Origin of the sequence: Aeromonas dhakensis (assembly GCF_002285935.1) — a bacterium.
Lineage (GTDB): Bacteria > Pseudomonadota > Gammaproteobacteria > Enterobacterales > Aeromonadaceae > Aeromonas > Aeromonas dhakensis.
This window is the reverse complement of sequence record NZ_CP023141.1, coordinates 1,246,561-1,269,004: the sequence shown is the minus strand read 5'-3', so window position 1 is coordinate 1,269,004 and position 22,444 is coordinate 1,246,561. Positions and strand designations below refer to the sequence as shown.

Genomic DNA, 22,444 nt, shown 5'->3' with positions numbered 1-22,444 from the left:
GGATATGATGACGACTGATTGGTGGGACATAGCGCCCCTTGGCTGGGAGAACATCCTGGTCTGTCTGGTGTGCGGCACCCTGGTGGGGCTGGAACGGCAGCTGCGCGGCAAGCCGGTCGGCATCCGCACCTCCTCGCTCATCATCCTCGGCACCTACTGTTTTCTTGCCATCGGTGCCGCCGTCAGCCCCCAGAGCGCCGATCAGGCGCGGGTGCTGGGCCAGCTCATCACCGGCATCGGCTTTCTCGGCGCCGGGGTGATGATGACCCGGGATGGCCAGGTACTGGGGGTCACCTCCGCCGCCACCGTCTGGATGCTGGCGGCCCTCGGCGCCCTCATCGGCATGCAGATGCTGCACCAGGCGCTGCTGCTCACCGGCGTCACTCTCTCCATCCTGGTGGGGGTGGACTACCTGGAGACCAGCTTCAAAGGCCTGCGCCGCGGGGTACACAACCGGCTGGAGAGCTGGCGGCACGGCAACGGCCGGGCCGATCCCCATCAGGACGAGCTCGGCAGCGGCATCGAGAAGTAACGTCCCAATGAACAAGGGCTCCATCACGGAGCCCTTGTTGTTTACCAGCCTCAGCGCACCAGCAGGAAGCGACCGGTGAGCGGCGGCAAGTCCACCGTCACGCTGCTGCCGCCGATGGCCAGGCGCTCGCCGCTCTGCAGATCCACCAGGGCGCTGCCACTGCGCAACTTGCTGGCCGGCACCGCATAGCTCTGGGGCGTGGTGGAGACGTTGAGCAGGTAGACTACTTGCTCGCCCGCCGTCTGCTTGATGTCGCCATAAACGCTGCCCTCGGCCACCAGCTTGACCCGTTCCCCCTGATAGAGGGCGGGGTGGGCGGCGCGCAGGCCCAGCAGCTGGCTAAGCCACTGTTTCAGCTCGCTCTGCTCGCTGCTCGGCACGAAACCGGTGACACCGGGCACCTTGCCATCGCTGCGGGCCACGTGATCGTCACAGAGCCCCTGGGCGGCGCAGTCGCCGCCCACCTGCTTGGCAAAGCCAGGCACCTCGTCGCCAAACTCCTCGCCGTAGTAGAGGGTGATGGGGCCGGAGCGGGCCGCCAGGAAGCTGAAGGCCGCCTTGTGGCGCTGCCAGTAGTCCGCCGGATTGAAGTTGCCGCGTTCCAGCAGATCGCCGAAGCGCACCAGATCGTGGTTGCCCAGCATCAGGTTGGGCATGGCGTGGTCCGGGTAGTTCTCCACCTTGTTCCAGCTGGCATCGAGCACGCTGGCCCCCTGCCCACCCTTGCCGGACTCCTCCACCGCCAGTGCCTGCACCAGGCCGTAGCGCAGCGGGAAGTCGAACGCCGAGGAGAGCGCCGGATTGTCGCTCGGCCCGTACGCCTGGGCGCGGATCTCGTCGGCCCCTTTCCACACTTCCCCGACCATATAGCCGAGGGTGCCCCACTGCTGACCGGCGGCCTTGCGCGCCGCGCTGGCCCGCTCCACCTCGCTGCGAATGGCACGCCAGTCGTCAAGATCGAGCTGATAGGCCTGATCGAGGCGCCAGCCGTCGATGCCGTACTGCTCGACCCAGTAGCGGGCCACCTCCTTGAAGTAGGCCAGGCTCTCGGGCTGGCTGTAATCCACCAGCTGGCCCGGGTAGCCGGCACCGCCACTCTTGAGGGCGGGCAGCCGTCCCTCGGGCGAGGGCTTGCTCACCCCCACCTTGTTGACGTGACCGAACACCCCGTCTAGGAAGACGTAGAGACCGCGCTGGTGCGCCCCGTCCACCAGCTTCTTGAGCTGGGCGTTGCTGCCGAAGTTGGGATCCACGTTGAAGAAGTCGCAGGCGAAGTAGCCGGTGGCATCCAGTCTGTCATCCCCGCTCTGGCCGGCGCAGGAGTCGAACACCGGGGTCAGCCAGATGGCATTGACGTTGAGGCTCTTGATGTGATCCAGGCTGTCGATGATCCCCTGCAGATCGCCGTTGTGCTGGGAGGGGCCGTAGCCGACGCCGTAGTTGGCGCTGCCGTCACCATCGACGAAGGACTCCACCATCACCTGATAGGTGCGCAGGTTGCAGGCCGGCTGGTCATTGCCGTAGCAGGCGCGGCTGGCGGTGGCCGGCGGCGGGTTGATGACCGGGGGCTGGGGCTCGCTGGAACCGCTCCCGCCTCCGCTGCCGCAAGCCGTCAGTAACAGGGCGGCCCCGATGAGGCCGCCACGACGCAACGTTCCTTGTTTCATTGTTATGTTCCCGCTGTGGTGGTATCGACGCCCAAAGCGCCGCACTGGGGCCATGATAGCGACCCAGCCCGCACGGGTCTGTGACTGAAAACGTTACCCGATTCAGCCGGTTAGCTAATCCCCGCTCAGAGCACGCCGGCCGAGGCGAAGCGATAGCTGAGGGAGAGCCAGTAGGCACGGCCCGGCTCCGGAATGCGCCCCACCTGCTCGTAGCCCAGCCCGGCCTGACTGGCGTGCACCGACTTGGAGAGGTGCTCGTAGTAGAAGGTGTCGAACAGGTTGTCCACCCCGGCCGACAGCTGCCAGCCCGGGTGGAACTGCCAGGCGGCGCTCAGGTTCATGGTGAAGAAGCCCGGGGTCTCCCCCTGATCCTGGCCGGCCACGGTGCCGGAACCCACATCCACCCGATCCTGGGCGGCCACGGCGCGGCCCAGCAGGGTCAGGCTCCACGCCTCGGCCGGCTGCCAACCCAGCGCCAGCTTGCCATCGAGGGGCGGCATCTGGGCCAGCGGCTTGTTGTCGCTGCGGTTTTCACCGTAGACCACCGCCAGCCCGCCATCGAGGCGCCACTGTTCGGCAAACTGCCAGCGCCCCTCCAGCTCGCCGCCACGGGTCTGGGCATCGATGTTGCGCACCTTGTTCGACTTGTTGTTGTAGAGCAGGTAGTCCTGAATGTCGGCGCTGAACAGGGAGAGGGTCAGATCCAGATCGCGGCTGCGCAGGGCCAGCCCCGCATCCCACTGGCGGCTGCGCTCCGGGTTGAGGGTGAAGGGCACGCTGTCTTTGCTGCGCTCCCAGTAGTCCGGCGCACGCTTGGCCTGACCCCAGGCCAGGTAGCTCGACCAGGCCGGCGACCACTGGTATTCGTAGCGGCCAAAGCCGCTGTCCAGGGTCAGGGTATCGCTGTAGAGGGTCTGATCCCCCGCGCCGTAACGGGTGGTCTCGACCCTGTCCTGCCGGTAGCCCCCCTTGTAGCTGTGGGCCCCCTGCTGACGGCCCAGCTCGGCAAAGCCCCCCTGCTGTTCGAAACGCAGGGTGCGCTGGCGCGGCTGGCTGGCGTAATCCACCCCGCTGCGGGCCCTGTGCTGATCCCGGTTGGCATCGATGCCGGCGGTCAGCAGCCAGTCGGCCGGCAGCGCTATGTCGTTGGCCCAGCGCCCGCCGGTGTTGCGCCGATCCGGGTTGGAGAGCATCTTCATGCCGCTGTTCGGCCGCAGGCTGAAGTTGTCCATGATGTGGTCGATGTCGTTGTCCCACAGGGTCAGCTCGCTGCGCTGCCAGTGGGTGGTGATCTGCTCCTGCCTGAGCTTGAGGCCGAAAGACTCCCGATCGAACATGGGGCCGTCCATGGTGCGATCCGCATAGGCGGCGCGGGCGTTGCTGCGCTCGGCGGTGAGTTCGAACCAGGTGTGCTCGCTGGGCGTCCAGCCAAGCTGGGCGGTGCCGTTCTCGCGCCGGTAGAAGGAGCGCACCTTGTCGCCGTGGCCGTCACGGTAGTCATCGCTGTCGGAGTGGGTGAACTGGCCGCGCAGATAGCCCTGCGGCGCCCCCACGGTGGCATCCAGCATCTGGTCGTCGCGCCCGAAGCTGCCATAGAGCGCCGACGCCTCGGCCTTGACGCCGGGGGCGGTGAATTCGGGTCTGTCCCGCTCGAACAGCACGGTCCCCGCCAGGGTCGCTCCCTGCTCGAGGGATTGTGGCCCCTTCAGCACCCGGATCCGGTCAAAAGATTGAGGAAAAACGTAGGCTGTGGGCGGGTCCATCCGGCCGCCGCAGCCGCCGGCCAGCATGCCGCCATCCATCTGCACGTTGAGGCGGGACATGCCCATCCCCCGCAGCACGGGATCGCCGCCCAGGCCCCCCTTGCGCACCATGCTCATGCCGGTGACGTTCTTGAGGTAACCGGCGCCGTCGGCCGCCGGCATGGGGGAGCCCGGTTTCTTGGGATCCAGGGTCACCTCCAGGGTGCTGGCGGGGCGACTGGCGACCACCACCATGGGTTCCAGTTGCTGGACGGCCTCCTGACCGGCGGCGCCGTGACAGGCGAGGCCACCCACCAGCAGGGCCAGCGGGGTGCGCATATGACAAGCCATACTCTTTCCTTATCTCTCTGTTTATGTTGTTGTTTTAATTCAAATTGCCAAACCATTCAGCTGCTGGAAGGTTTGCCATCAGGCTGCAAAAAAGGCCTGCGGCACGGTGGCGGCAAGCCCTGAGAAGCGAAACCAGGCCAGGGTTGGCATAATGTTGCGCAGGTTTTACCCAAATTGGGTGAGGAAGGCAAACGCTCAAACATTCCCGTTACAGGAATCTTGTGATGGCTCACAAAAACAGGGAGTTAGCTGAAGGCCTCCCGCTCGTCGATGGGCTTGATCAGGTGATAGACCTCGTGAGCCGACAGAGTACAGCCGGCGGGCCACTCCAGCTGATGGTGACGATTGATGAAGACCCGGGCGAAGCGCCGCTCCGAATCCAGCGCCGCAAACAGCGGCTGGGTGCGCCAGGGGGCGAGATCCAGCGCCCCCGTGGTACCGTCCGAGAGCACCACGAACAGGCTCCACCCCTGCAAATATTCCACATCGATAAAGACCGGCATCCCTTCGGCTCCGATTGAGAAAAATCGGCGCCATTATAGATAAGCCCCCGCCCTCGCTTTGCAGGCAGGATCACAGTTTTTCCAGTCGTTTCTGCTGTCTGCAACCCTTGTCCGCCATCACAGAAAAATCATAAAACGTGCCAAAAGTTGCGCTTTCGCACACTCCCGACGCAACCTTTGCCCGCCACCACTGTCATAACCCTGCAATATAAAAACAATGCGCCCGTGGACGGGTGTAAACAGGCTTGTAGGAACAACAATGACCACTATCAGACGATGGCTGGGACCGTTTTGGCCCATCGCCGTTTTTTCATTGATCGCGCTCGTCTCTCTCTCCATCAGCCGGCTCGCCCTCGGCCTCTGGCAGCTGGAGCGGGTCGACGCCGTCGCCGGCTGGCAGGAGATGCTGCTGCAGGGAGTGCGGGTCGACTTCGCCACCCTCTGCTGGCTGTGGGGTGTGCCCGCCGTGTTCACCCTGTTGCTGGCCGGCCCCCATGCCGTGGGCCGTGCCTGGCTGCAGTTCATCCGGGTCTGGCTGACCCTGGGGCTCTGGCTGCTGCTCTTCCTGGAGATCTCCACCCCCTCCTTCGTGACCGAGTACGGGGTACGCCCCAACCGCCTCTACGTGGAGTACCTCATCTATCCCAAAGAGGTGTTCGCCATGCTGTGGGCCGGCCGCAAGGGCGAGCTGCTGCTGGCGCTGGTGTTCAGTTGCGCCGTGCTGGCGGGCGGCTGGTGGCTGAGCGGCCGCCTTTTGCGCGGCATCAGCTTCCCGCGCTGGTATCTGCGTCCGGCGTTTGCCCTGCTGATCCTGGCCATCGGTTTTCTCGGTGCCCGCTCCAGCCTGGGTCACCGCGCCCTCAACCCGGCCATGGTGGCATTTGCCAGCGATCCGCTGGTCAATGCGCTCACCGTCAACTCCTCCTACTCCCTCTTCTTCGCCATCAAGCAGATGCGGGCCGAGGAGGATGCCAGCCAGTTCTACGGCGAGTTGCCCCGCCAGCGCATCCTGGATCTGGTACGCCAGGAGAGCGGCCGCGAATCCCATGAGTTCAGCTCCGACACCCTGCCCAGCCAGACCTTCAACGAGGCCAGCTACGGCGGCAAGCCGAAGAACCTGGTGATCCTGCTGCAGGAGAGCCTGGGCGCCCAGTTCGTCGGCTCCCTCGGCGGCCTGCCGCTCACCCCCAACATCGATGCCTTGTCGAAACAGGGTTGGGCATTCGAGCAGCTCTACGCCACCGGCACCCGTTCGGTGCGCGGCATCGAGGCGGTGCTGACCGGCTTCACGCCGACCCCGGCCCAGGCCGTGGTCAAGCTTGGCAAGAGCCAGACCAACTTCTTCACCATCGCCGATCTGCTCAAGCAGCGCGGCTACGACACCAGCTTCATCTACGGCGGAGAGAGTCACTTCGACAACATGCGCAGCTTCTTCCTCGGCAACGGCTTCACCACCATAGTCGAGCAGAAGGACTTCAAGAACCCGGTGTTCGAGGGCTCCTGGGGCGCCTCTGACGAAGACTTGATGGCCAAGGCCGACCAGACCTTCCAGGCTCTGCACAAACAGGGAAAACCCTTCTTCAGCTTGGTGTTCAGCTCGAGCAACCACGATCCGTTCGAGTTTCCCGACGATCGCATCGCCCTCTATGAGCAGCCCAAGCAGACCCGCAACAACGCCGCCAAGTATGCGGACTACGCCATCGGCGAGTTCTTCAAGAAGGCGAAGCAGTCGGACTACTGGCAGGACACCCTGTTCCTGGTCATCGCCGATCACGACAGCCGGGTCAGCGGCGCCAGCCTGGTGCCCATCCCCCGCTTCCACATTCCGGGCGTCATCGTGGGTGACGGCATAGCGCCGAGACAGGATCCCCGCATCGTCAGCCAGATCGACATGGCACCGACCCTGCTCTCCCTGATGGGGATCAGCGCCGACTACCCCATGCTTGGCAAGGATCTGACCCGCATGCCCGCCGACTGGCCGGGCCGCGCCATCATGCAGTACGACAAGAACTTCGCCCTGATGCGTGGCAAGGACGTGGTGATCCTGCAGCCGGAACGGGCGCCGGAAGGCTTCATCTATGAGGATGCGACAGAGACGCTCACCCCGGCGCCGCAGCCGGCCACCATGAAGGACGCGGCCCTCGGTCTCGCCCTCTGGGGCAGCCTCGCCTACCAGCAGGGGCTCTACCGGACGGCGCCGGACACCCGCACCGTGCTGAACTGAGCGCCATAAAACAAAACCCGCCGATTGGCGGGTTTTTTGTAGGAGGCAGGCGGGGCGTCAGGTGTTGAGGAAGCAGGGCAGCGAACGGCTGAACTTGTGCTCGAACACCAGCGAGGTCTCGAGGTGCACCACCTCCTCGCGGGAGGTGAAGTGATCGAACACGAAGTTGCGCAGGTGTTCGGTGTCAGAGACGCACAGATGCACCAGGAAATCATCCTTGCCCCCCATGTGGAACAGGCTGATCACCTCGGGCAGCGCCAGGATGGCATCGCGAAACGCATCGATGATCTGGCGGCTGTGGCGGGCCAGCTGCAGCGACACCATGGCCTGGATGTGACCGCCGAGGGCCTGGTAATCCACCTCGCAGTGGGCGCCCTTGAGCACCCCGTCCTGCTGCAGCTTGCGCACCCGCTCCAGACAGGTGGACGGTGCCACCCCGACCAGCGCGGCCAGATCCTTGTTGGTCATGCCCGCATCGCGAAACAGATGGGCCAGGATATCCAAATCCAGTTGATCCAGGTTTCTCATCTTTACTCCTTGAACCGCTCAATTTTTTAGACTCTGCCCGTAAACCGGGCTGAACACAACGCAGATTGACATCGGGGCCGCGCGCCCTATGCTTTGGCGCACTCAAAAACCGGCTCACGCCCGCCGCCACTGGCTTCATAAGGAGCTTTATGCACCCGTCCCACCCCTTCTGGAGCCAGGAGGTGCCGCGCCTCGACGGTCAGCTGCTGCTGACCCCCTGCCCCGGCACCCAACAGGTCGCGTTGCCGCTGGCCCTCGATCAGCTCAGGCTGGCCGGCGCCCGCGCCGTCATCACGCTGATGACTGACGCCGAACTGGCCCGCCTCGAGCTGGCCCACTTGGGCGAGACGGTCGAGCGCGAGGGCTTGCACTGGTTTCACCTGCCCATCGAGGATGACCAGGCCCCCGACGCCACCTTCGAGCTCGCCTGGCAACAGACGCTGCCGCAGCTGCTGGCCCTGCTGCGCGAGGGGCAGCACCTGGCCATCCACTGCAAGGGCGGCAGCGGTCGCACCGGGCTGGTAGCGGCCGCCCTGCTGATGAGCCTAGGCCAGCCCCGACAGGAGGCGATGGCCGCCATCAAGGCTCACAGACCCAAGGCGTTCAGCCTGGCCTGCCACCGCCAATGGCTCGACCAGCTGGCCGAGCGGCTGGATCAGTAAGCCTGATTACTTACCACCCTGGTCGTAGGTGAAGACCTTGCCGATATCCTCCACCCGATAGCTGGTGAGCTGGTAGACGTAGTAGTTGAGCCAGTTGGCAAACAGCAGGTGGCCGTGGCTGCGCCAGCTGGCGCGCGGGGTCTGGCTCGGGTCGTTGTTCGGGTAGTAGTTGACCGGAATGACGGGCTCAAGCCCGGCGGCCAGATCCCGCTGATACTCGCCATCCAGGGTCAGGGCGTCGTATTCGGGATGGCCGGTGACAAACACCTGGCGACAATCCTTAGTGGCCGCCAGATAGACACCCGCCTCTGCCGATTCGGCAAAAATCTGCAGATCCGTGTTGGCGCGGATAAGATCTCCGTCAAACGCCGCATAACGGGAGTGAGGCGCCACGAACTCGTCGTCGAAGCCGCGCAGCAGCGGCTCGTGTTCATCGAGCCGGTGATGGCGATAGACCCCGGAGAGCTTCTCGCCGTGGGTCTGCTTCTCCATGCCGTACAGGGCCTTCAGCGCCGCCTGCACCGCCCAGCAGAGGAACAGGGTGGAGGTAACGTGCTGATGGGACCACTCGATGATCTCGACGACACGCGGCCAGTAGACCACCTCCTCGAACTCCACCAGCCCGAGCGGCGCCCCCGTGATGATCATGCCATCGTAGTTGTTGCCCCGCACCTGTTCGAAGTCGTGATAGAAATTTTCCAGGTGTGCCTGGGGGGTATTCTTCGACTCCCGATCGTCGATGCGCAGCAGATCCACGTCCACCTGCAACGGCGAGTTGGAGAGCATCCGCATCAGCTGGATCTCGGTCTCTATCTTCTTGGGCATCAGGTTGAGGATGAGCACCCGCAGCGGGCGAATGTTCTGGGTGACGGCCCGGGACTCCGTCATCACGAAGATGTTCTCCTGCCCCAGCACTTCGGCGGCGGGTAACTGATCCGGGATCTTGATCGGCATGCTTACTCCCTGTACTGCATCGGTAAATATGTCTGGACATCCAGAAGCCTATAATAAAGCAACTACCCTGTCATCAGATACCTTTTGTATTCACCCCCACCTTTGACTAGCATACGGCTCAATGTGTCTCTCGCATCCAAGACAATGACAGGTATCAAGATTTCAGTAGACCGGCTGCAAGTCGGCAATTACGTCTCTCTGCCACTTGGCTGGCGCGAACACCCCTTCCTGTTTTCCAGCTTCAAACTCAAGAACGAAGAGGAGATCGAGCTCATTCGCCGGCTCGGTCTCAAGCTCGTGACCATCATCCCGGACAAGAGCGACGCCCCGCCCAAGCCGCTGAACCAGGTTCAGGCCCAGCCGCAGGAGGCGCCAGACACGGCCCAGCGTCAGGCCGAGATGCAGCAGGAGAAGGAGCGCCGCATCGAGCAGTTGCAGCAGTATCGGCGCGACCTGCAGCAGTGCGAGAAGCAGTTCCAGCAGTCGCTGGCCCAGGTGCGCAACGTGATGGGCAAGATCCAGTCCCGCCCCCTCAACGCCATCGGCGAGGCGCAGGAGCTGATCAACGCCATGACCGAGCAGCTGCTGTCGGTGGACGAGATGGTGCTGCACCTGGTCTCCGACAGCGAGGATGGCAACAACCTCTACTTCCACTCCCTCAACGTCAGCGTGCTCAGCATGCTGCTGGCCAAGGAGTGCAACATGTCGGCCGACGAAATCCGCCGGGTCGGCATGGGGGCCCTGTTCCACGACATCGGCAAGCTGAAGATCCCGAGCCAGATCCTGCGCAAGACCGAGCCGCTGACCAAGCCCGAGCGCAACCTGATGGCCCAGCACCCGCGCTACGGGCTGGATCTGCTCAACCTGGCCAAGGACTTCCCGGCCGAGGCGAAGGGGATAGTGCTGCACCACCACGAATACCTGGACGGCAGCGGGCCGGAGGGGCTCAAGAAGGGGCAGCTCGACCCGCTGACCCAGATAGTCTCGCTGATCAACGAGTACGATAACCTCTGCCACATGCAGGCCAAGGTGCCCTACTCGGCCCTGAGCGGTCTCTACAAGCAGCGCAAGGCCCAGTTCAACCCGGACTACCTCGGCATGCTGATCCGGCTGATGGGGATCTACCCGCCGGGCAGCGTGGTGCAGCTCTCCAACGGTCAGGTGGGGCTGGTGATGTCGGTCAACACCTCTCGCCTGCTCTACCCCTCGGTGCTGGTGTACGATCCGCGCATTCCGCGCCAGGAGGCGGCCATCATCGACCTGCAGCAGGCCGAGCTCTCCATCGCCAAGGTGATCCATCCCAAGCGGCTGCCGCCGGCGGTGTTTGAGTACCTCAACCCGCGCACCCGCATCAGCTACTACTTCGAACACAACAAGCCCTGATTGACCCGGCCACCCAGGTGGCCGCCCCAGCCCCACCGCCAGCCCCGAGGAGCCCTTCATGCGCATCGAAATCATCAGCACCGGCGACGAAATAGTGACGGGCCTGGTGGTGGACACCAACGCCGCCTGGTTCAGCGCCCTCCTGCTGGAGCAGGGCTGGCAGGTGCGCCGCCGCGTCACCGTGGGGGACAACCTCAACGATTTGAAAGCCGTGCTGCAAGAGAGTGCCACCCGCGCCGAGGTGGTGCTGGTGTGCGGCGGGCTCGGCCCCACCGCCGACGATCTCACCGCCCAGGCCGCCGCCGAGGCCTTTGACCAGTCGCTCACCCTGTTCCCTGACTGGCTCGCCACTATCGAAGCGCGCTACGCCAGCCGCGGCCGGCCCATGCCCGCCAGCAACGCCAAGCAGGCCTGGCTGCCGCAGGGATGCGAGATCCTCGACAACCCGGTGGGTACCGCCTGTGGCTTCCTGGTGCAGGCGGGCCCAAGCCGGCTCTTCTTCACCCCGGGCGTGCCGTTCGAGTTCAAGCAGATGGTGCGCGAACAGATCTTGCCGCGCCTCAAGGCGCTGGCCGGCGCAGAGAGTGACACCGAGCTGCGCCGCTTCTACACGTTTGGCGTCTCGGAGTCGGCCCTCAGCGACATGCTGGATGCGGCCCCCTGGCCCACCGGCATCGAGCTGGGCTACCGTTCCTCCATGCCGCTCATCGAGCTCAAGCTCATCGGCCACGACGCCAGCACGGCGGACATGGACGCCGCCGAGGTGCGGCTGCTAACGGCCATCGAGCCCTGGCTGGTGGGACGGGGAGACGAGGAGCCGGCGCGGCAGATCCTGGATCTGTTGGGAGAGAGACCGCTGACGCTGCTGGAGGGGGAGAGCCGGGGCGCCCTGCTGGCCATGTGTCACGAGCACCCGGCCCTGGCGGCCGGCTTCAGCCACACCCTGAGCAGTGACCTGATGCAACTGGCGGCGCCTGCGGCCCCTTTGAGCCTGACCCTGGGCCGGGCAGGCCCGGACGGCGTGCCGCTGCTGCTTTGCGCCGACGGGCAACTGCACGGCCAGACCCTCAAAGTCAGCCACCCGGATCCCGACAGCGGCCGCCGGATCCTCGCCTTCGCCGCCCTCGACATGCTGCGCCGCCACCTCTTGGGGCTGCCGGTGCTCGGCGACTACCGCACCCTGACCCGCACCGCCAGCCGTTAACAGCCAGCAGCCAGCAGCCAGCAGCCAGCAGCCAGCAGCCAGCAGCCAGCAGCCAGCAGCCAGGCTCTCACTCCTCGCGGGGCATCAATCCAGACTCTTCTTGAAGCGATGGGCGGCCAGGGTCAGCACCAGCAGGGTGAAACCCGCCAACCAGAGCACGTCCGGCAGCAGCTCGGAAAGCTCGCCGCCGCGCAGCACTATGCCCCGGATCAACCGCATGAAGTGGGTAGCCGGCAGCACCTCGGCAATCCACTGAGCCGGCAGCGGCATCCCCTCGTAGGGGAACATGAAGCCCGACAACAGGATTGAGGGCAGCAGGATGAACACCGTCATCTGCATCGCCTGCAACTGGGTCTGCGCCAGGGTGGAGATGAGCAGCCCCAGGGTCAGGCTGGCGGCGATGAACAGCAGGGTCGCCAGCAGCACCTGGCTCAGGGCGCCGTTGATGGGCACCGCGAAGATGAAGTGGCCAAGGCCGAGGATGATGGCCACCTGGATCAGCCCCACTCCGATATAGGGCAGGATCTTGCCCAGCATCAGCTCCATCGAGCTGACCGGGGTGGTGATAAGCAGCTCCAGATTGCCGCGCTCCCGCTCCCGCACTATGGCCGCCGAGGTGAACATGATCATGGTCATGGTGAGGATCACCCCGAGCAGGCCGGGCACTATGTTGACCGCCGAGCGGCGCGCCGGGTTGAAGTAGAGCACGGTCTCGAAGGTGGGCGGTACCGGCTTGAGGTCGGGCCTCAGATCCGAGAGCGGCATGTTGCGAAGGCCGAGCAGGGCGCCGGCGATCATGGTGTCCGAGCCATCCACCAGCCACTGGCCCGCCGTCTCGCCGGCGCTGAGCCGACGACTCAGATCGGCGGGCAGCACCAGCACGGCGCGCACCTCGCCCCGGGTCAGCGCCGCCTCGGCCTGCTGCACCCCGACATATTGCTGCTTGATGTGCACCACCTGGCTCGCCTTCACCGCCTCCACCAGCAGCCGGCCCGGCACGCTCTGGCTCATGTCGACCAATCCCACCGGGATCTGGCGCACGTCGGTGTTGATGGCGTAGCCGAACAGCAGCAGCTGGATCAACGGGATCATCACCACCATGCCAAAGGTCAGTCTGTCTCTGGCCAGCTGGCGCAGTTCTTTCTGGGTAATGGCCCAGAGCCGTCGCAGACTGCTCATCAATTCCCCCCCACCGGGATCATCACCGCCACCGCACCAAAGGTCAGTCTGTCTCTGGCAAGCTGGCGCAGTTCTTTCTGGGTAATGGCCCAGAGCCGTCGCAGACTGCTCATCAATTCCCCCCCACCGGGATCATCACCGCCACCGCACCAAAGGTCAGTCTGTCTCTGGCCAGCTGGCGCAGTTCTTTCTGGGTAATGGCCCAGAGCCGTCGCAGACTGTTCATCGATTCGCTCCTGCAAGCTGGCGAAGTGCTTGCCGGGTCATGGCCCAGAGCCCTTGCCAGCCGTTCATGCCCTCGGCTCCTGACCGGTGCAGCTGACGAACACATCCTCGAGGCTCGGCCTGACCAGCGCCAAGGTGGCGCCAGCCAGCGCCGGGCAGGCCTGTTGCAGCCAGGCCACCGGCTCCGCCAGCTCCTTGTCCACCAGCACCCGCAGGCGCTGGCCGAGCTGGGCGGCGGAGTGCACCGGCGCCAGCTGCACCAGTTGCTGCTTGAGCAGCCGCAGGTCGGCAGCCTGCACCTCCACCACCCGGGTGCTCATGGCATCCATCAGCGCCTGTGGCGCCCCCTGGGCCCGTACCCGGCCCGCCTCCATGATGGCCAGCTGGTGGCAGCGTTCCGCCTCGTCCATGTAGTGGGTGGTGACCAGAATGGTGGTGCCCCCTTCGCTCAAATCGAACAGCTTCTCCCAGAAATCGCGCCGGTTCTGCGGGTCCACCGCCGAGGTGGGCTCATCGAGCAGCAGCAGCGCCGGCTGGTGGATCACCGCCGCCGCCAGCGCCAGCCGCTGCTTCTGGCCGCCGCTCATGGCACCGGCCCGTTGCCGTGCCAACGGCGCCAGCTCATAGGTGGCGAGCAGCTCGTGCAGGCGGGCGGCCAGCCCGGCGCCGCCCATGCCGTGGATCCGCCCCATGAACTCCAGGTTCTCCCAGGCAGTCAGTTCGTCATAGAGGGAGAACTTCTGGGTCATGTAGCCGATCCGCCGGCGCAGGGTCTCGGCCTCGCGGGGGATGCTCAGCCCCAACACCTCCACCTCCCCCGCCGAGGGGGTGAGCAGGCCGGTCAGCATGCGCAGGGTGGTGGACTTGCCGCAGCCGTTGGGGCCGAGAAAGCCGTGGATCTGCCCCTTGGGCACGCAGAGATCCAGCCCGTCCACCGCCAGAAAATTACCGAAGCGGCGGCTCACCCCCAGCGCCCGGATCGCCAGCTCACTCATGGCCGGCCCCTGCACCGGCAGGCTCGGCCTGCAGCGGCAGACCGCTCGGCAGATCCTGCGCCGTCGCCGGCAGATCGATCTCTGCCAGGTAGACCAGCCGGGCCCGATCCCGTTCGTTGAGGGCGTAATAGGGGGTAAAGGCCGGCTCTTTCGAGATCCAGCGCAGCCGGCCGGTGAAGGGCTCGGCCACCCCGTCCACCTGCACCCGCACCGGCTGGCCGACGCCATAGCCGGCCAGGGAGGGCTCGGGCACATAGACCCTGGCATAAGGGGCCTGATCTGCCTGGATGGCAGCAAGCACGGCACCGACCGCCACCCGCTCGCCGAGGTGATAGGGCAGGCTGTCGAGCCGGCCGCTGCGGGTGGCGACGATGGAGAGATCCGCCAGCTCCCGTTCGGCCAGCGCCACCTCGGCGGTGGCGGCCTGCAGCGCGGCGTGCGCCTCGTCGATATCTTCGCGCCGCACGCCCCGCGTCAGCTTGTCGAGCTGCTGGCGCGCGCCATCCTGTTCGGCCAGGGCGCTGTCGCGCTGGGCACGGGCCTTGTCGAGATCCGCCGGGCTCACCAGCTTCTGGCGCACCAGCCGGTCGACCCGCTCGAAGTTGCGCTCGCTCTCCCTGACGGCGGCCTGCGCCTTGTCGAGGCTGGCCCTGGCGGCAGCGATGTCTTCCGGCCGCTCGCCATTGGTCAACCGGGCGAGAGCGGCCCGTGCCTGGGCCTCCCGCGCCCGCGCCTGGGCCAGCACCGCCTGCTGGCGCCTGTCATCGAGGCGGGCCAGCAGGGTACCCTCCTGCACCTGGCTGCCCTCCGCCACCGGCAGGGCGCGGATGATCTCGCCGGCGGTGGCGGTGAGCAGCACCCGATCCCGCTCCAGGGTGCCGAGGGCGGTGGCGGGGGCCTGCGGCTGGCAGGCACTGAGCAGGCCCGTCAGGGCCAGGGGCAGCAGACAATGACGCAAGGTTGACACTCCTTTCGCGGTGGGCGACGGCCAGTGGTGGCCTGCAGACGGACTCCCGGTGCCGTCAGCATACTCGCTGTTACTTTTCATTTCCTCGCTCCAGTTCACCCATTTGTGCTTAGCTCATTGACCAAAAAGGAGAAATGTCTGGATACTGCAAACCAGCACTATGTTGATCATCAGCATTTTTAACAAGATGCCGATTAACTGGAAACAGGCAGCCATCCCGACAGGGATGCCAGCGAGGGAAGGGATCCGGTGTTAAGCACAGAGTGGTTACTGTTGTCAGCCGATATGGAATACGCCTGCCTGCGCATCGCGCCGGGGCTGACCAAACCCATCTCGGAAAACGATATCCAGGCCCTGCTGCTGGCCTCCAACTGCCGCCGCTATCAGCCGCTGGCGGAGGGGATCAAGCAGGCCATCAGCCTGCTCAACACCCTGTTCAATGATCCGGCCGCCCCCCTGCCCGGCAATCCGGTGCCCATCGCCCAGCGCCACGATGCCAGCGTCCTGCTGCTGGTGGAGAAGGACCGGATGAGCGCCACCGCCCAGATCACCGCCGACTGGGGCGGCAAATACCTCACCAGCGAACAGCTGGAGCAAGCGATCCAGGCCAGCGAGATCAAACAGGGGGTGCAGCCCCAGCTCATCGCCGCCGCCGTGCTGGCGGCCAAGGAGGCGACGCCAGGCACCCTGCTCAGGTTGCCGGTGGCGCAGGGCAAGGCCGCCGTCAACGGTCAGGACACCCGCTTCGAGCGGCTGGTGGAGACCCCGGCCGAGCGTATTCTCAAGCCCCAGGAGCTGGATCACGGCCGGGTCGACATGCGCGACCTCGGCACCATGCTCACCGTCAAGGCCGGCGCCCAGCTGATGCGCCGTCACCCGGCCACCACCGGCGTGCCGGGCTTCACCGTCACCGGCCAGGAGCTGCCCGCCAAGCATGGCAAGGAGAGCCCCATGGTGGCCGGCGAAGGCACCTTCATCTCGCCGGATGACCCCAATCTGCTGTTGGCCAGCCGCCCCGGCCTGCCGCGTCAGGAGAAGAGCGGCATGAAGGTGGACGACGTGCTGAGCGTCAAGCAGGTGGATATCCGCCACGGCCACATCATCTTCGAGGGGGCGCTGATCGTGGCGGGGGACGTCACCCCCGGCATGAAGGTCAAGACCAGCGGCGACGTGGTGATCGGCGGCTTCGTGGAGGGGGGCTACATCGAATCGGGCGGCACCATCACGGTGCGCAACGGCGTCATCGGCCGCAAGCTGGAGCAGAGCAACGAGTACCTCTGCCACCTCAACGCCCAGGGGGAGATCCACGCCAGCTATGCCCAGTACGCCAAGCTGGAGGCCGGCGGCGATATCCACGTCCTGACCCAGCTCAGCCACAGCTACAGCCGCAGCGGCCAGGACCTCAAGGTGGGCGACAGCGCCATGCGCAAGGGCCACCTGCTGGGGGGCATCAGCATCGCCAACCGCCTCATCATGGCGCCGATCCTGGGGGCCTCGGCCCACAACCAGACCCGGTTGCAGATCCTCGGCGGCTACTTCACCCACAAGGAGCAGGAACAGGCGCTGCGCCAGCGCAAGCAGGAGTGCCGGGAGCAGCTGGACAAGCTGCAGGATCTGCTGCTCAAGCTCTTGCAGCTGCCGAGCGACAAGCGCAATCCCCAAACCCTGCAGAAGATCAAACTAATCCGGATCCAGCGCCTCGAGGAGAGCAAGCAGCTCGACGAACAGCTGGAGGCGGCGCAGGAGGAGCTGCAGAAACTGATGGCGGAGATGGACATCATCGCCACCCAGCACGCCTTCCCCGGAGTCGAGGTGGAGATGGCCCACCACCACTATCGGGTCGACATAGAGCACGGCCCCATCCACTTCGCCATCCGCGAGGATCAGCTGCAGCTGACCCCTTACGAACCCCACAAGTGAGCGCCGCCGCCCCCGTCGCACACCTCCGGCCGTGATCCGGACGGTGAATTTCGCTACACTCCCTCTCCCATTGGCCCCATAGTGCGGGCCAGCCAGACTGCAGGATAGTGAGAGATGTACAAGCTGATCGCATTGGATATGGATGGCACCCTGTTGAACTCCCAGGGCCAGATTTCCCCCCGCACCCATGCGGCCATCGCCGCCGCCCGCGCCAGGGGAGTCACGGTCGTGCTGGCCTCCGGCCGCCCGCTGGAGGGGATGAGCCGCTATCTGGCCGAGCTCGGCCTCACCGGCCAGGATGACTACGTCATCTGCTACAACGGCGCCCTGGTGCAGCAGGTGGCCGATCAGCGCATCATCCGCAGCCAGCTGCTCACCGGCAGCGACGCCAGCGCCATCGCCGCCCTGGCCGACGAGCTGGGCGTCAACGTGCACGGCTTCTCGGTCAGCCAAGGGCTCATCAGCCCCAGGGTCAGCCCCTACACCGAGCACGAATCCCGCCTCATCGACATGCCTATCAAGCTGCTGGACTTCGCCACCCTGCCCGCCGACGAGCAGATCCTCAAGGTGATGATGATCGATCCCGAGCCGCTGCTCTCCCCCGCCATCGCCAAACTGCCGGCCGAGCTTTACCAGCGCTATACCGTGGTGCGCAGCGCCCCCTACTTCCTCGAGTTCATGAACAAGCGGAGCAACAAGGGGACCGGCGTCGCCGCCCTGGCCGAGCACCTGGGGCTGGATGCCTCCCAGGTCATCGCGGTGGGGGATGCGGGCAACGATCACCACATGATCGAGTACGCCGGGCTGGGGGTGGCCATGGGTAACGCCACCGACGACATCAAGGCGCTGGCCCAGCACACCACGGGACGCAACGATGAAGACGGGGTCGCCCAGGTGATCGAGCATTTCATCCTGAACGCCTGAGTCGACAAGGGGCCTGCGGGCCCCTTTTGCTGTCCGGGTCTGCCTGGCAACGGGGCCACATGTTTAATATATCCACCACGACAATACCCTCCCCTCGCCTCCCCTTCGCTACAGCCCCCTTTTAATGGGACTCAAGCCAGCCGAGCTCAGAATATATTTAACATTTTGGCATCATTTCGTTTGACATATTGAACGGCCTTGGCAGACTGGGATCAGGATCCAGGCTGTCGTTGCCCAGGCTGACCGACGATTCTGGTACTGCGGCACGACCCCGATCCCACGACCATGCCTTGAGGCATGCCCTTGCGCCGGCAAGGGTCTGCCCAAGGCGCAGGACCGCTAAGGACAGCCAAGGTGAATCATGACTCGCAGCACCCACACCCCGCGTAAACCCGTCGTATTGATGACCATGGGCGCCCAGCCCCGCAATGGGCACGCCTATCAGGTGATGACCCACAAATACATTCAGCCATTGGTAGAGATCAGCGGCTGCGTCCCCCTGCTGGTGCCCACCTGCTGCGGCACCGAGGATCTGGCGCAATATCTGGATCTGGCGGATGGGGTCTATCTGAGCGGCGCCGGATCCAACATAGATCCAACCCTCTACGGCCAGGAGAACCTCACCCCGGAGAAGCAGCAAGACAGAGACAGGGATCTGTTCGACATGGCGCTGGTTCGCGCCGCCCTCGACCGCGGTCTGCCGATCCTCGGCATCTGCCGCGGCATGCAGGAGATCAACGTGGCACTGGGGGGAGACATCCACCAGAAGGTCTACAGCGAGCCGGGCTATGACGATCATCGGGAGGATGCGGACGATCCGGTGGACGACCAGTATGGTGAGAGCCATCAGGTGACACTGGTGCCGGGCAGCTGGCTGGCGGAGCTGATGGGACAGCCATCGATCCCGGTCAACTCCCTGCACGGGCAGGGGATCAAGACGCTGGCCAAGGGGCTGGTGCCGCTGGCCCATGCCGAAGACGGGCTGATCGAAGCGATCCACGCCCCCGCCCTCTCCCCCTTCCTGCTGGCGGTGCAGTGGCATCCGGAGTGGAAGGCGAGTCAGAACCCTCACTCAATCAAGATCTTCGAGGCTTTTGGCGACGCCTGCCGGGCCCGCCTGACCGGCGTCTGACGACGCCGGCTAGTCGCCGAACCCGCGCGCCTTGAGCTTGGGCAGCGCACCGCGAGACGGGCGCAGGGTACGGCACACCTCCATCCCCTTGAGCCCACGCTGGATGTGATCCGGCGTGTGGCCAAACACCATGCCGTTGCTGCGGTAGAGGGCGTTGTCGTCCAGCTCGAACAGCTCGCCGCCGATCAAGAGCTGCTCGCGGCCGTTGACCGTCTTGCCGCGCTTGAGCGGCAGCGTCATGTCGCTCAGCACCTCGCCGGTGGCGCACCCCTCGCGCCAGCGAGCCTCGTCTGAAAAGGGGGTGATGGCGATCTCGCGCCAGGATCCATCACGAAACTCGACCCGATACTTGTCGGCCAGCTGATCACAACCCACCAGCAACCAGGCCCCGGCAATCCAGGCCACCTTGCTCCACTTGCGCACGCGCTCCACTCCCTTGTCAGACAGGTGCCCAGCATAAAGAAATTGCCTCGACCCCGCATCCATTTAGCGGATTGAAACCAACTATGCTGGAAATAACCAATGATAAGGGGCTGCTATGTTTGGCGATAACCTCGTTGCGCTACCTACCATGCTGTGGATTGGCGACCACCCGTTCTGGACCCTGTTGACCCTGTTTCTGCTCTTCACCCATTTCCTGCGCAGCCCGGGTCGCCGCCGTGAGCTGGTGAGCGAGCTCGGCTTCGTGATGATAAGCCTGGTGGTGATCCTGCTGATCCAGCTAGAAGGCGGCTGGTTTCGCCTGCCCCTGCCCCGCCACTGGCTGGTGGAGATCTCCAGCCTGCTGGCCGGGCTGGTGCTGGTGAAGATCTGGGGGATCCTGCTGTTCCAGTTTCTGCTGCCCCTGTGCCAGATCCGCATCCCGCGCATCATCGCCGACATCGTCATCACGGTCGGCTACATCGGCTGGTGCCTGTTCCGCCTCTACGCCTCCGGCATGGCCCTCGGCGAGATCGTCACCACCTCCGCCGTCATCACCGCCGTCATCGCCTTCTCCATGCAGGACACCCTGGGCAACCTGCTGGCCGGGGTCTCGATCCAGCTCGACAACTCCATCGCCATCGGCGACTGGCTGCAAGTGGAGACCACCCAGGGCCGGGTGGTGGAGATCAACTGGCGCGCCACCACCATAGAGACCCGCAACTGGGAGACTGTGGTGATCCCCAACAGCCACCTGCTCAAGCAGCGCTTCACCGTGCTCGGGCGGCGCCGCGACGCCCCCCTGCAGTGGCGCCGCTGGGTCTGGTTCGACATCACTCTGGACACCCTGCCCACCCAGATCATCGCCCTGGTGGAACACTCACTGCGGGAGACCCGCATCCGCAACGTCTCCGCCAGCCCGCAACCGGACTGCCTGCTGATGAACGTGGAGAACGGCATCGCCCGCTACGCGGTGCGCTACTGGCTCACCGATCTGGCGGTGGACGACCCCACCGACTCGGCGGTGCGCACCCTGATCGATGCCGCCCTGCGCCGCAACGACCGGCGCCTCACCCCGCCCATCTTCAACGTCTTCATGACCTCGGATCAGGATCACAAGGATCAGCGCCACAAGCGCCATACCGCCGAGCGCACCGACACCCTGCGCCGCCTGCCGCTGTTCGCCATGCTGCAGGAGGAGGAGCTGCTGCGGCTGGCGGATCAGGTCAAGTTCGCCCCCTTCGTCAACGGCGATCGGATGCTGAGCCAGGGGGAGGTCTCCGGCTGGCTGTTCGTGCTGGTGAAGGGGGATGCCCAGATGCTGGTGGAGGTGGAGGGGCGCGAGCTGCCGCTCGGCACCCTCAATGCCGGCGACTTCTTCGGCGAACTGAGCCTGCTCACCGGCGAGCCCAGCCCGTTTACGGTGCGGGCCCAGGGGACCGTCGAAACCTATCGTATCAATCAGGCCATGTTCCAGGAGCTGGTGGCCCAGCGTGGCTCCCTGCTCGAGCCGCTCTACAAGGTGTTGAGTGCCCGTCAGCAGGAGCAGCAGGAGCTGCTGGCGCGGGAGGCGGAGGCCATGAAGCAGATCGCCCCGCCACGGGACCTGCTGGACAAACTGATGGCGCTGTTTGGCGGGCGATGACGTAGCATGGGAGCCCATACTTTCCATTCGGACGTGTTGCATGCTGCTGACCGCGCTGGCCCTGAGCGCCACCCTGCAATTTGACTGCCCCGCCACCATCGAGACCCGCCAACAACGGCTTGGGACAACCCAGGGGTGGCAGGCCGTCACCCGCAACGAGCTGGGGGAGCAGCACCAGCCTCTTCGCCACCGGCTGGAGAACCTGTCCCTGTTCGACGGCGACCCCGACGAGCGCGCCCAGCTCAAGCCGGACAACGGCGACAGCCACGCCATCCACTACTGGAGCCTGGATCGCCACAATCCGCGCCCCTTCTATCTGGTCTGCCACTACCAGGAGACCGCCATCACCCTGCAACAGGCGCTGCCCGCCGGGATTGGCTACTGCCGGGTCAACCAGCCCGCCCCTTACGATCTCCGTGGTCTGATTTGCCGCAGCGAGTGACCACTCCGGCATGACCCTTGTGACGGCGGCTGCCTACGGTGAATGAGCGGCCGACATGAGATGCATGTCGGCTGTGAACTGGCGGCTGTTGAGGACTGACTAAAGCAGCAGGTCGGCCAGCTCGCCCAGCGCGGCCAGCTCCACGTCCGGCAGCAGTTGAAGCTGCTCTCCGGGTTGCTGATGCTCATTGAGCCAGGCGGCCTTGAAGCCGTGCAGCCGGGCCCCAAGCACGTCGGTCTGCGGGTGGTCCCCCACGTGCAAAATGCGGTCGGGGGCGAGCCCCAGGGCCTTTTGCACCTGCATGAACATGTCCGGCGCCGGCTTCATTCTGCTGCCAAAACCAGCCTTGCAGACCAGGGTGAAGTAATCCGCGAGGCCAGCCTGGGCCAGATCCAGGTTGCCGTTGGTGATCACTGCCAGCGGGTAGCGTACCGCCAGCCGGGCCAGCAGGGCATGGGTCTGGTCGCTCACCTCTATCTTCGAGCGCTCGGCCAGAAACGCGGCGAACACCGACTCTGCCTCCTGCGCGGCCCGAGCCTCGGCCATGCCTCCTGCCATCAGCGCGGCCTGGATGCCGTGCCGGCGCGCCAGGCTGACGTCGTCGCGCAGCGCCGGTTGTTCCAGCAGCAGGTTGCGCTTGAGCTCCAGCCAGCGCGGCTTGTCCAGCATGGCGGTGGCCAGGTATTCGCTGCGCAGGTGGGCCAGCATCCACTGCTCGGCTCGCTCGATGGCGGGGCCGTTGTCATAGAGGGTGTCGTCGAGGTCAAACGAGATGGCGGCCACCGGCTGCCAGCGGCGATAGAACTGCATGGTCTCTCCTCTTGTCGGGGCCGTCTACCCGGCCC

20 protein-coding genes are annotated in these 22,444 nt (G+C 65.3%); 10 read left to right on the top strand and 10 right to left on the bottom strand.

Annotated features, from left to right (window positions below; genetic code table 11):
* The first annotated feature begins 4 nt into the window (after positions 1-4).
* A complete protein-coding gene (locus CK627_RS06285) occupies positions 5-532 on the top strand; it encodes an MgtC/SapB family protein (protein ID WP_010635289.1) in 528 nt (175 codons plus the stop codon).
* A gap of 50 nt (positions 533-582) precedes the next feature.
* Here the strand turns inward: CK627_RS06285 and CK627_RS06280 are convergent, their stop codons facing one another.
* The 3 genes from CK627_RS06280 to CK627_RS06270 form a co-directional block, all read right to left on the bottom strand.
* Positions 583-2,199, bottom strand: coding sequence for an alpha-amylase family protein (locus CK627_RS06280; protein WP_167385289.1), 1,617 nt, complete (start codon positions 2,197-2,199; stop codon positions 583-585).
* A gap of 125 nt (positions 2,200-2,324) precedes the next feature.
* Positions 2,325-4,292, bottom strand: a complete 1,968-nt coding sequence (locus CK627_RS06275) for a TonB-dependent copper receptor (RefSeq protein WP_095591916.1) — start codon at positions 4,290-4,292, stop codon at positions 2,325-2,327.
* Positions 4,293-4,537: 245 nt separating this feature from the next.
* Positions 4,538-4,795 (bottom strand): DUF2442 domain-containing protein, encoded by a 258-nt coding sequence (locus CK627_RS06270; RefSeq protein ID WP_010635292.1) that lies wholly within the window; start codon positions 4,793-4,795, stop codon positions 4,538-4,540.
* 259 nt (positions 4,796-5,054) lie between these two features.
* Between CK627_RS06270 and CK627_RS06265 the strand changes: the two genes are divergently transcribed.
* Positions 5,055-7,019, top strand: coding sequence for an LTA synthase family protein (locus CK627_RS06265; protein ID WP_095591915.1), 1,965 nt, complete (start codon positions 5,055-5,057; stop codon positions 7,017-7,019).
* Positions 7,020-7,076: 57 nt separating this feature from the next.
* Here the strand turns inward: CK627_RS06265 and CK627_RS06260 are convergent, their stop codons facing one another.
* Entirely contained in the window at positions 7,077-7,547 is a 471-nt protein-coding gene (locus CK627_RS06260; protein WP_005308292.1) for an Lrp/AsnC family transcriptional regulator, read from the bottom strand.
* A 149-nt stretch (positions 7,548-7,696) separates the two neighbouring features.
* Between CK627_RS06260 and CK627_RS06255 the strand changes: the two genes are divergently transcribed.
* Entirely contained in the window at positions 7,697-8,209 is a 513-nt protein-coding gene (locus CK627_RS06255; protein WP_095591914.1) for a cyclin-dependent kinase inhibitor 3 family protein, read from the top strand.
* Between the two features lie 6 nt (positions 8,210-8,215).
* Here the strand turns inward: CK627_RS06255 and metA are convergent, their stop codons facing one another.
* Positions 8,216-9,163 (bottom strand): homoserine O-acetyltransferase MetA, encoded by a 948-nt coding sequence (metA, locus tag CK627_RS06250; RefSeq protein ID WP_005308287.1) that lies wholly within the window; start codon positions 9,161-9,163, stop codon positions 8,216-8,218.
* A gap of 144 nt (positions 9,164-9,307) precedes the next feature.
* Here metA and CK627_RS06245 point away from each other — a divergent pair, with 144 nt between their 5' ends.
* Together CK627_RS06245 and CK627_RS06240 are read left to right on the top strand one after the other, a co-directional pair.
* Complete coding sequence (locus tag CK627_RS06245) at positions 9,308-10,546, top strand: cyclic di-GMP phosphodiesterase (protein ID WP_005308285.1); 1,239 nt, start codon at positions 9,308-9,310, stop codon at positions 10,544-10,546.
* Between the two features lie 58 nt (positions 10,547-10,604).
* Entirely contained in the window at positions 10,605-11,750 is a 1,146-nt protein-coding gene (locus CK627_RS06240) for a CinA family nicotinamide mononucleotide deamidase-related protein (protein ID WP_095591913.1), read from the top strand.
* An 84-nt stretch (positions 11,751-11,834) separates the two neighbouring features.
* On the opposite strand, the gene CK627_RS06235 is transcribed toward CK627_RS06240, so the two are convergent.
* The 3 genes from CK627_RS06235 to CK627_RS06225 form a co-directional block, all read right to left on the bottom strand.
* Positions 11,835-12,929 carry an ABC transporter permease gene (locus tag CK627_RS06235; protein WP_043171512.1) on the bottom strand — a complete coding sequence of 365 codons (1,095 nt, stop codon included), beginning with the start codon at positions 12,927-12,929 and terminating at the stop codon, positions 11,835-11,837.
* A gap of 290 nt (positions 12,930-13,219) precedes the next feature.
* Positions 13,220-14,149 carry an ABC transporter ATP-binding protein gene (locus CK627_RS06230; RefSeq protein ID WP_095591912.1) on the bottom strand — a complete coding sequence of 310 codons (930 nt, stop codon included), beginning with the start codon at positions 14,147-14,149 and terminating at the stop codon, positions 13,220-13,222.
* Positions 14,142-15,116, bottom strand: a complete 975-nt coding sequence (locus tag CK627_RS06225; RefSeq protein ID WP_017786034.1) for an HlyD family secretion protein — start codon at positions 15,114-15,116, stop codon at positions 14,142-14,144. The genes CK627_RS06230 and CK627_RS06225 overlap by 8 nt, the downstream gene beginning before the upstream one ends.
* A 249-nt stretch (positions 15,117-15,365) precedes the next feature.
* On the opposite strand from CK627_RS06225, the gene CK627_RS06220 reads away from it, so the two are divergent.
* The 3 genes from CK627_RS06220 to CK627_RS06210 all read left to right on the top strand — a co-directional run bounded on the left by CK627_RS06220 (position 15,366) and on the right by CK627_RS06210 (position 19,092).
* Positions 15,366-17,036: a flagellar assembly protein A gene (locus tag CK627_RS06220; RefSeq protein WP_017764612.1), complete on the top strand. Its 1,671-nt coding sequence runs from the start codon at positions 15,366-15,368 to the stop codon at positions 17,034-17,036.
* Between the two features lie 114 nt (positions 17,037-17,150).
* Positions 17,151-17,960 (top strand): sugar-phosphatase, encoded by an 810-nt coding sequence (gene yidA / locus CK627_RS06215; protein ID WP_005308272.1) that lies wholly within the window; start codon positions 17,151-17,153, stop codon positions 17,958-17,960.
* A 361-nt stretch (positions 17,961-18,321) separates the two neighbouring features.
* Positions 18,322-19,092: a gamma-glutamyl-gamma-aminobutyrate hydrolase family protein gene (locus tag CK627_RS06210; protein WP_042051536.1), complete on the top strand. Its 771-nt coding sequence runs from the start codon at positions 18,322-18,324 to the stop codon at positions 19,090-19,092.
* A gap of 9 nt (positions 19,093-19,101) precedes the next feature.
* Here the strand turns inward: CK627_RS06210 and CK627_RS06205 are convergent, their stop codons facing one another.
* On the bottom strand, positions 19,102-19,515 hold the full coding sequence (locus CK627_RS06205) for a hypothetical protein (protein ID WP_005308268.1): 414 nt from the start codon (positions 19,513-19,515) through the stop codon (positions 19,102-19,104).
* Positions 19,516-19,630: 115 nt separating this feature from the next.
* Between CK627_RS06205 and CK627_RS06200 the strand changes: the two genes are divergently transcribed.
* On the top strand, positions 19,631-21,157 hold the full coding sequence (locus CK627_RS06200; RefSeq protein ID WP_095591911.1) for a mechanosensitive ion channel family protein: 1,527 nt from the start codon (positions 19,631-19,633) through the stop codon (positions 21,155-21,157).
* A gap of 40 nt (positions 21,158-21,197) precedes the next feature.
* Positions 21,198-21,599, top strand: coding sequence for an STY0301 family protein (locus tag CK627_RS06195; protein WP_095591910.1), 402 nt, complete (start codon positions 21,198-21,200; stop codon positions 21,597-21,599).
* A gap of 99 nt (positions 21,600-21,698) precedes the next feature.
* Here CK627_RS06195 and CK627_RS06190 read toward each other — a convergent pair whose 3' ends face one another.
* A complete protein-coding gene (locus CK627_RS06190; RefSeq protein ID WP_095591909.1) occupies positions 21,699-22,409 on the bottom strand; it encodes an HAD-IA family hydrolase in 711 nt (236 codons plus the stop codon).
* Positions 22,410-22,444: the final 35 nt, after the last annotated feature.

Bases quoted from the DNA above. Each gene is read 5' to 3' on its own strand.
- CK627_RS06285 (WP_010635289.1), top strand. From the start codon at position 5: ATGATGACGACTGATTGGTGGGACATAGCGCCCCTTGGCTGGGAGAAC.
- CK627_RS06280 (WP_167385289.1), bottom strand. From the start codon at position 2,199: ATGAAACAAGGAACGTTGCGTCGTGGCGGCCTCATCGGGGCCGCCCTG.
- CK627_RS06275 (WP_095591916.1), bottom strand. From the start codon at position 4,292: ATGGCTTGTCATATGCGCACCCCGCTGGCCCTGCTGGTGGGTGGCCTC.
- CK627_RS06270 (WP_010635292.1), bottom strand. From the start codon at position 4,795: ATGCCGGTCTTTATCGATGTGGAATATTTGCAGGGGTGGAGCCTGTTC.
- CK627_RS06265 (WP_095591915.1), top strand. From the start codon at position 5,055: ATGACCACTATCAGACGATGGCTGGGACCGTTTTGGCCCATCGCCGTT.
- CK627_RS06260 (WP_005308292.1), bottom strand. From the start codon at position 7,547: ATGAGAAACCTGGATCAACTGGATTTGGATATCCTGGCCCATCTGTTT.
- CK627_RS06255 (WP_095591914.1), top strand. From the start codon at position 7,697: ATGCACCCGTCCCACCCCTTCTGGAGCCAGGAGGTGCCGCGCCTCGAC.
- metA (WP_005308287.1), bottom strand. From the start codon at position 9,163: ATGCCGATCAAGATCCCGGATCAGTTACCCGCCGCCGAAGTGCTGGGG.
- CK627_RS06245 (WP_005308285.1), top strand. From the start codon at position 9,308: ATGACAGGTATCAAGATTTCAGTAGACCGGCTGCAAGTCGGCAATTAC.
- CK627_RS06240 (WP_095591913.1), top strand. From the start codon at position 10,605: ATGCGCATCGAAATCATCAGCACCGGCGACGAAATAGTGACGGGCCTG.
- CK627_RS06235 (WP_043171512.1), bottom strand. From the start codon at position 12,929: ATGAGCAGTCTGCGACGGCTCTGGGCCATTACCCAGAAAGAACTGCGC.
- CK627_RS06230 (WP_095591912.1), bottom strand. From the start codon at position 14,149: ATGAGTGAGCTGGCGATCCGGGCGCTGGGGGTGAGCCGCCGCTTCGGT.
- yidA (WP_005308272.1), top strand. From the start codon at position 17,151: ATGTACAAGCTGATCGCATTGGATATGGATGGCACCCTGTTGAACTCC.
- CK627_RS06210 (WP_042051536.1), top strand. From the start codon at position 18,322: ATGACTCGCAGCACCCACACCCCGCGTAAACCCGTCGTATTGATGACC.
- CK627_RS06200 (WP_095591911.1), top strand. From the start codon at position 19,631: ATGTTTGGCGATAACCTCGTTGCGCTACCTACCATGCTGTGGATTGGC.
- CK627_RS06195 (WP_095591910.1), top strand. From the start codon at position 21,198: ATGCTGCTGACCGCGCTGGCCCTGAGCGCCACCCTGCAATTTGACTGC.
- CK627_RS06190 (WP_095591909.1), bottom strand. From the start codon at position 22,409: ATGCAGTTCTATCGCCGCTGGCAGCCGGTGGCCGCCATCTCGTTTGAC.